The 7,239-nt window shown below is 70.2% G+C and carries 7 protein-coding genes; all 7 read left to right on the forward strand.

Features of this window, described 5'->3' with window-relative positions; genetic code table 11:
- Positions 1-685, forward strand: a 685-nt coding sequence (gene lipB, locus V7E09_RS04230; RefSeq protein WP_324523053.1) for a lipoyl(octanoyl) transferase LipB, incomplete at its 5' end; no start/stop codon positions are given.
- 10 nt (positions 686-695) lie between these two features.
- Complete coding sequence (locus V7E09_RS04235; RefSeq protein ID WP_324511022.1) at positions 696-2,897, forward strand: 6-phosphofructokinase; 2,202 nt, start codon at positions 696-698, stop codon at positions 2,895-2,897.
- Between the two features lie 31 nt (positions 2,898-2,928).
- A complete protein-coding gene (lipA, locus tag V7E09_RS04240) occupies positions 2,929-3,888 on the forward strand; it encodes a lipoyl synthase (RefSeq protein WP_324511023.1) in 960 nt (319 codons plus the stop codon).
- Complete coding sequence (locus V7E09_RS04245) at positions 3,881-4,645, forward strand: DUF4191 domain-containing protein (protein WP_324511024.1); 765 nt, start codon at positions 3,881-3,883, stop codon at positions 4,643-4,645. Before lipA ends, V7E09_RS04245 begins: the two co-directional genes overlap by 8 nt.
- 2 nt (positions 4,646-4,647) lie before the next feature.
- Complete coding sequence (locus V7E09_RS04250) at positions 4,648-5,766, forward strand: NADH:flavin oxidoreductase/NADH oxidase (RefSeq protein ID WP_324511025.1); 1,119 nt, start codon at positions 4,648-4,650, stop codon at positions 5,764-5,766.
- Positions 5,767-5,927: 161 nt separating this feature from the next.
- On the forward strand, positions 5,928-6,158 hold the full coding sequence (locus V7E09_RS04255) for an aldehyde dehydrogenase family protein (protein ID WP_324523054.1): 231 nt from the start codon (positions 5,928-5,930) through the stop codon (positions 6,156-6,158).
- 211 nt (positions 6,159-6,369) lie between these two features.
- On the forward strand, positions 6,370-7,239 hold an 870-nt coding region (locus V7E09_RS04260; RefSeq protein ID WP_324523055.1), incomplete at its 3' end, for an NAD-dependent epimerase/dehydratase family protein.

Here is a 7,239-nt window from a genome sequence, read left to right on the forward strand (position 1 = left end):
CGAGGGATTCACGTTCACCTACCTGGGCTATGACGGCAGCGATCTCGGGCTCAGCGACTATCAGCAGACCTGGGATCTGCAACGCAGCGTGCACGCCCGGGTGGCCGCCGGCGAGATCGGCCCCCAGGTCCTGTTCGTCCAGCACCCCAGCGTCTACACGGCGGGTCGGCGTACCCGGCCCGAGGAGCGTCCGCTCGACGGCACCCCGGTGGTCGACGTCGACCGGGGCGGCAAGATCACCTATCACGGTCCCGGTCAGCTCGTCGGTTACCCGATCGTCACCCTGACGCGCACGTACGGCCCGCTGGAGTACGTCCGGCGCATCGAACAGGCGGTCATCGATACCCTCGCCGAGCGCTATGGAGTCCACGGTGTACGGGTGGAGGGGCGCACCGGTGTCTGGCTCCCTGCCGACGACGGACGCCCCGAACGCAAGATCTGCGCCATCGGCGTCCGCGTCGCAAAGATGACCACGATGCACGGCTTCGCCCTCAACGTGGCCTCCCAAGCGACCGGCCCGTTCAGCAGCATCATCCCGTGCGGCATCGCCGACGCCGGGGTCACCAGCATCCAGGACGAAACGGGCCGCCCCGCGCCCAGGTTGGCAGAGGTGGCACGGGCAATCGAACCGCAACTGGAGCGGCAACTTGCCTTCGCACTGACGTCCGGGCGCCCCGCCGCCTAGTCTGAGCCGCGTGAGCGTACGCATCGGGGTTTTGACGTCGGGCGGAGACGCCCCCGGTATGAATGCGGCGGTGCGAGCCGTCGTACGTGGAGGGATCACCGCAGGTGCCGAGGTGTACGGCATCTACGAGGGATGGCAAGGCGCCGTGGACGGCGGCCACTTCATCCGGCCCATGTCCTGGGAGGACGTCAGCGGCATCATGATCCAAGGCGGAACCGTCATCGGGACCGCCCGGTGCGCCGCCTTCCGGACCCCCGAGGGCCGCCGCACCGCGGTGCTCAACCTGATCCGGGCAGGCATCGACCGGCTCGTCGTGATCGGCGGCGACGGCTCGCTGACAGGCACCGATGTGTTGCGCGACGAATGGCCGGCCCACATCGACGCGCTGCTGGAGGAGGGCCGGATCACCCCGCAGGACGCCGCCGACCATCCCACGCTGCGCGTCGCCGGGCTGGTCGGCTCGATCGACAACGACATGGTCGGAACCGACATGACGATCGGTACCGACTCCGCGCTGCACCGCATCACCGAGGCCATCGACGCGATCGCCTCCACCGCGGCGTCCCACCAGCGCAGCTTCGTCGTCGAGGTCATGGGACGCCACTGCGGCTATCTGGCCCTGATGAGCGCGATCGCCGGCGGCGCCGACTACGTGTTCATCCCCGAGCGTCCCCCGGCCCCGGACTGGCACGAGCACATGGCGAAGGTGCTGCGCCGCGCGCGCAGCGCCGGACGCCGCTCGTCCATCGTCGTCGTCGCGGAGGGAGCCGCCGACCGCGAGGGAAACCCGATCACCGCGGACGCGGTGAGGAAGGTGCTCTCCGATGAGATGGGCGAGGACGCCCGCGTCACGATCCTCGGCCACGTGCAGCGGGGCGGCGTCCCGAGCGCCTACGACCGCTGGATGGCGTCCATGGTGGGATGCGCGGCGGTGGAGGAGGTGCTGCACGGCGATCGCGAACCGCAGGTGATCGGCGTCCGGGCCAACCGGCCTTACGCCATGCCGCTCCTCGATTCGGTCAAGGACACCAAGGCCGTCGCCACGTTCATCGCCGAAGGCCGCTACGACGAAGCGATGGCGGCACGTGGCCACTCGTTCGTGCAGATGGCGCACGTGTTCCAGCGCCTCTCCGAGGCCCGCCCCAACGTGGTGCGCGAGGCAGCCGCCAAGCGCATCGGCGTCATGAACGTCGGCGGCCTGGCCCCCGGCATGAACCCCACCGCCCGTGCCGTCGTCCGGCTCGGCGTCGATCAGGGGCATTCCATGGTCGGCATTCAAGGGGGCTTCCCCGGGCTCATCGCAGGCGACCTCCGTGACTTGACCTGGGGCGACGTCGAAGGGTGGGAGGCCGCTGCCGGGGCCAACCTGGGCACCCGGCGCAGCATCCCCGGCGAGGGCGATCTGTACGCCGTGGCGCGGTCGATCGAAACCCACGAGTTGGACGGCATCGTCATCATCGGCGGCTTCCAGGCCTACCGTGCCCTCAACCGGATCAACGCGGAGCGCAAGCGGTTCCCCGCGCTGAGTATCCCCATCGTGGTGCTGCCCGCATCCCTGGACAACAACCTCCCCGGGCTGCAGATGGCCGTGGGCACCGACTCGGCACTCAACGTCGACGTGCAGGCCGTCGATCGGATCAAGCAGTCCGCGACCGCGTCCAAGCGCGCGTTCGTCGTGGAGACGATGGGACGCCGCTGCGGCTTTCTCGCCCTGGCGACCGGGGTCGCGGCAGGCGCCGAGCGGGTCTACCTCAACGAGGACGGCATCACCATCTCCGACCTCAAGCACGACGTGGACGCCATGGTGCGGGCGTTTGACCGGGGTCAGAACTTCTGGCTCTCGATCCGTAACGAGAACGCGTCGGAGTTCTACACCACCGACCTGCTCACCCGCATGTTCGAGGCGGAGGGCCACGGCGGGTTCAGCGTGCGTGGCGCGGTGCTGGGACACGTCCAGCAAGGCGGAGTGCCTTCGCCGTTCGACCGCATCAACGGGGTCCGCTTCGCGGCCTCGGTGATCGACTGGATGACCGGGCAGTTCGAGGCAGGCTCGGCCCAGCACACGTTCGCCACGCCCGACGGCATGCGCTCGGTGAAGCAACTCGACGACCTCGTCGACTGGCAGGCTCGCCGGCCGATCGACCAGTGGTGGCTGGTGCTCAAGCCGGTGCTCGAGGCGCTCGGACGCCGCCCCGGGGACGCGGTCGACTGAGCCCGACGTGCGGCGAGTCTAGGATGAACGCGTGACCGATACCCAGCCGCGCCGCCTGCTTCGGATCGAGGCCAAGAACGCGCAGACCCCCATCGAACGCAAGCCGCCGTGGATCAAGACGCGGGCCACCATGGGCCCCGAGTACCGAGACATGCAGCAGCGAGTCCGAGACGGCGGCTTGCACACGGTGTGTCAGGAGGCCGGCTGCCCCAACATCTTCGAGTGCTGGGAGGATCGTGAGGCGACGTTCCTGATCGGCGGGGACCAGTGCACGCGGCGCTGCGACTTCTGCCAGATCGCCACCGGACGTCCCACTTCCTACGACCGGGAGGAGCCGCGCCGGGTCGCCGAGTCGGTCCGCGAGATGGGCTTGAAATACGCCACCGTCACGGGTGTCGCCCGCGATGACCTGCCCGACGGGGCGTCCTGGCTGTACGCGGAGACCTGCCGCCAGATCCGCGAACTCAACCCGGGCACCGGGGTGGAGTTGCTCGTCGACGACTTCAAGGGAGCCGACACCGCCTTGGAGACCGTTTTCGAGTCCCGGCCCGAGGTGTTTGCCCACAACGTGGAGACCGTCCCGCGGATCTTCAAGCGCATCCGGCCCGCTTTCGACTACGACCGCAGCCTCGGGGTGCTCAACAAGGCTCGCGCGGTGGGGCTGGTCACGAAGTCCAACCTGATCCTGGGCATGGGCGAGACCCGCGAGGAGATCAGCCAGGCCCTCGTCGACCTGCGCGACGCCGGGACGGACCTGCTCACCATCACGCAATACCTGCGCCCCTCCTCGCTGCATCACCCCATCGAACGCTGGGTGGCACCGGAAGAGTTCGCCGAACTCGAGGACGAGGCGAAGGCCCTAGGATATGCGGGAGTGCTTTCGGGGCCGCTCGTCCGCTCGTCGTATCGCGCGGGCCGGCTCTACCGGCAGGCGATCGAAGCCCGCAAGAAGGCGTCCCGGACGAACGTGAAAGTGGACCAGCATGGCTAGCGAGAAGGCGAAACAGCTCGCCGCGGAGCAGAAGGCGGCCACCAAGGCCGAGAAGCTGCGCAAGAAGAACAGCGACGACCCCCGCGACTGGGGGCGCGTCAAGCAGGTCATCGAGGCCTACAAGCGCACCGCCGAGGTCGATCCGGCCGTCACGTGGTGGATGCTGGGCGTCGGCGTGGGGATCGCGGCCGTCATCGTCGTGCTGGGCGTGCTGCTGGGCTGGCCGTGGTGGTCGTACGTGCTGCTCGCCCTCATGACGGGCCTGCTGGGGGCACTGTTCGTGCTGACCCGCCGCGTCCGCACGGCCACCATCAAGCGGTACGAGGGACAGCCCGGTTCCGCCGAGGTGGCCCTGCAGTTGCTCAACAACAAGAAGTACAGCTACGACATGGGCATCAACGCAGACCGGCAGATGGATCTGGTGCACCGCGTCGTCGGCCCCATGGGCATCGTCTTGATCGGCGAGGGCAGCCCGGGCCGCGTCCGGCAGATGCTCGCCAGCGACGCCAAGAAGCACGAGCAGGTGTCGTACGGCACCCCGGTGGTCACGCTGCTGCTGGGTGACGGCGCGAATCAGATCAAGCTGGGCGACCTGCAAAAGCACATTGAGAAGCTGCCCAAGGCTCTCCAGCCGCATCAGCTCAGCGAACTGAAGCAGCGGCTGCGCGCGCTGGATGCCGTACGGCCCCGGGCCCCCCTGCCCAAGGGCCCGATGCCGACCCCGAAGGGCCTCAACCGCGCGATGCGCGGACGCTGAGCGTGTCCTCCCCCGCGCTGTTCACGCCGATCACCCTCGCGGCCCCCGAGGGACCCGGCCTGACGATCCGCAACCGCGCCTTCGTCGCGCCCATGTGCCAGTACGCGGTGGGCGAACTCGACGGCCTGCCCACCGACTGGCACCGGCAGCACTTGGGCAGTCTCGCCGCAGGGGGCTTCGGGCTGGTCGTCACGGAGGCGACCGGGGTCTCGCCGCAGGCACGCATCAGCCCGCGCGACCTCGGCCTGTGGAACGAGGCGCAGGTCCAGGCGCACGCGCGGATCGTCGCCTTCCACCACGCGCAGGGGGTGGCGGCAGGCATCCAACTCGGACACGCAGGCGGTAAGGCCTCCACCTATCCGGGGCTGCCCGGCTTCCCCACCGGCACGGTCCCTCCCACGGAGGAGGGTTGGCCCACGGTGGGCGTCGCCGACGCGCCGGTACTCCCGGGTTTGGCGCCCGCGCGCGGCCTGGACCAGGCTGGGATCGATGCCGTGGTCGCCGATTTCGCCGACGCTGCGCGCCGCGCTGACCGGGCCGGCTATGACGTGGTCCAGATCCATGCCGCTCACGGCTATCTCCTCCATCAGTTCCTCTCCCCACTCACCAACACCCGCACCGACGGCTATGGCGGATCCGAGGCCAACCGCACCCGTCTCGTCCGCGAGGTCGTGGACGCCGTCCGTCGGGTATGGCCGGCCGCCAAGCCGCTCGGCGTCCGGTTCAGCGTCACCGACTGGGTGCCGGGTGGCTGGGATGCGTCCGCCACCTCGCGGCTTGCGCACGATCTCGTGGACCACCACGGCGTCTCCTGGCTGGACGCCTCCAGCGGCGGTCTGAGTTCGGGCGCCGCCATCCCGGTCGGGCCTGGCTACCAGGTGCCGCTCGCGGCGAGATTGCGCTCCGACCTCGCGGGAACGTCGGCGGCGGTGAGCGCCGTCGGGCTCGTGGTGGACGCACGCCAGGCGGAGACCATCGTGGTCACGGGCCAGGCGGACGCGGTCTCGATCGGTCGCGCCGCCCTGCGTGACCCGCACTGGGCCTCCGCCGCCGCCCGCGCGCTCGGCGTCGCGTCGCAGGAGAACCCGCAGGCCGCCTCCTACTGGCGTTCTGGTTTCTGAGCGACGCACCGCACCGCCCCGATTCGGGCGCTTGTCCCTGCCGTAGCGACACGTGGCATGGCGCACGTTCGGCGTGGAACCAGCGGCCCCGCCTACGCCACCACGAGTCCCTTCACGGGGGAGGTCGTCCGGGAGTTTCCGACCGCCACCGACGCCGAGGGGTGGACGCCGCCGCCGAACGTGCGCATCAGGCCTTCCTGACCTGGAAGGGCGTCGGCTACGCGGATCGCGCCGACATCACTCCCGACAATCCGGCGTACCGAACGGAGTTCTTCGAGCCGGTGGCGCAGATCTACCGGGTGAAGGATGAGGCGGAGGCCATCACGCTCGCCAACGACCCCCCTACGGTCTGGGTGGTTCGGAGTTCACGCGCGACATCGAGGGCGGCATGAGCGTGGCTCGCCAACTCGAGACCGGGAGGGTGTGATCAACCACCCGACCGGGGTGGCCGACATCGACGGCCCGGTCTGACCCCGGGCCGGTTCGAGCCGCCTCGCACCGTGGATGGCTCCGCGTTCCGCGCGGGGCCATCCCTCGCATGCAGGGGCTGCGCCCTGAGCGAACCGGCGTCCTCCAGGACGCTCGACCGCGCACACTTCGGGTATGCGCATTCTTGTCCTGGGCGGAACCGGCTGGCTGGGCGGGGCGGTGGCCCGCGTCGCGCTGGCCCGGGGGCACGAGGTCACCTGCCTGGCACGCGGATCGTCCGCCGTTCCCGCTGGGGTCACGTGGGTGCACGCTGACCGCGACGCGGACGACGCCCTGGAGCCCGTGATCCGCGACGACTGGGATGCGGTGATCGACGTCTCACGGACACCGCAGCACGTGCGCCGCGCCGCTCGCGATCTCGCCGGGCGCGTAGGGCGGGCCGTGTTCGTCTCCACCGCGAGCGTGTACGCCGATCAGGCGACCCCCGGCGCCGCCGAGGAGTCCGCCACGCTGCCGGCACGGGACCCAGGCACGATCACCACCGCGCAGGACTACGGCTCGGCCAAGGTCATGTGTGAGCAGATCTACCGTGCCGCCTTCGGGTCTGAGCGCACCCACGTCGCGCGACTCGGCCTGATCGGCGGTCCCGGGGATGTCTCGGATCGCTCCGGCTACTGGCCTTGGCGTTTCGCCCGGGCCGCGACGTCCCACGCTCCCGTGCTGGTGCCTGAGGGCGGCGAACGCCTCGTCTCCCTCATCGATGTCCGCGACGCCGCCGCGTGGCTGCTGGATCGGGCCGCGGGCACGGACGATGAGCCGGGCACCGTGGATGTCACCGGGGTGCCGCATCCGTTGTCGCAGTTTCTCGGGCTCGCCCGCGCCGCGGCCGGCCACCGCGGCGAGGTGGTCGGCGTTGAGGAGGGCTGGCTGGTCCAGCAAGGTGTTCAGCCGTGGTCCGGCCCGCGGTCCCTACCGCTGTGGTTGCCCGACCCTGCGTGGGCGGGAATGATGACGCGCAGCACGGCCCGTGCCCGCGCCCTGGGC

The organism is Propioniciclava sp. (genome assembly GCF_036744435.1).
Classification (GTDB): domain Bacteria; phylum Actinomycetota; class Actinomycetes; order Propionibacteriales; family Propionibacteriaceae; genus Propioniciclava.

Coding starts and splice junctions, on each gene's coding strand:
- V7E09_RS04245 (WP_324511024.1), top strand. CDS start 3,881: ATGGCTAGCGAGAAGGCGAAACAGCTCGCCGCGGAGCAGAAGGCGGCC.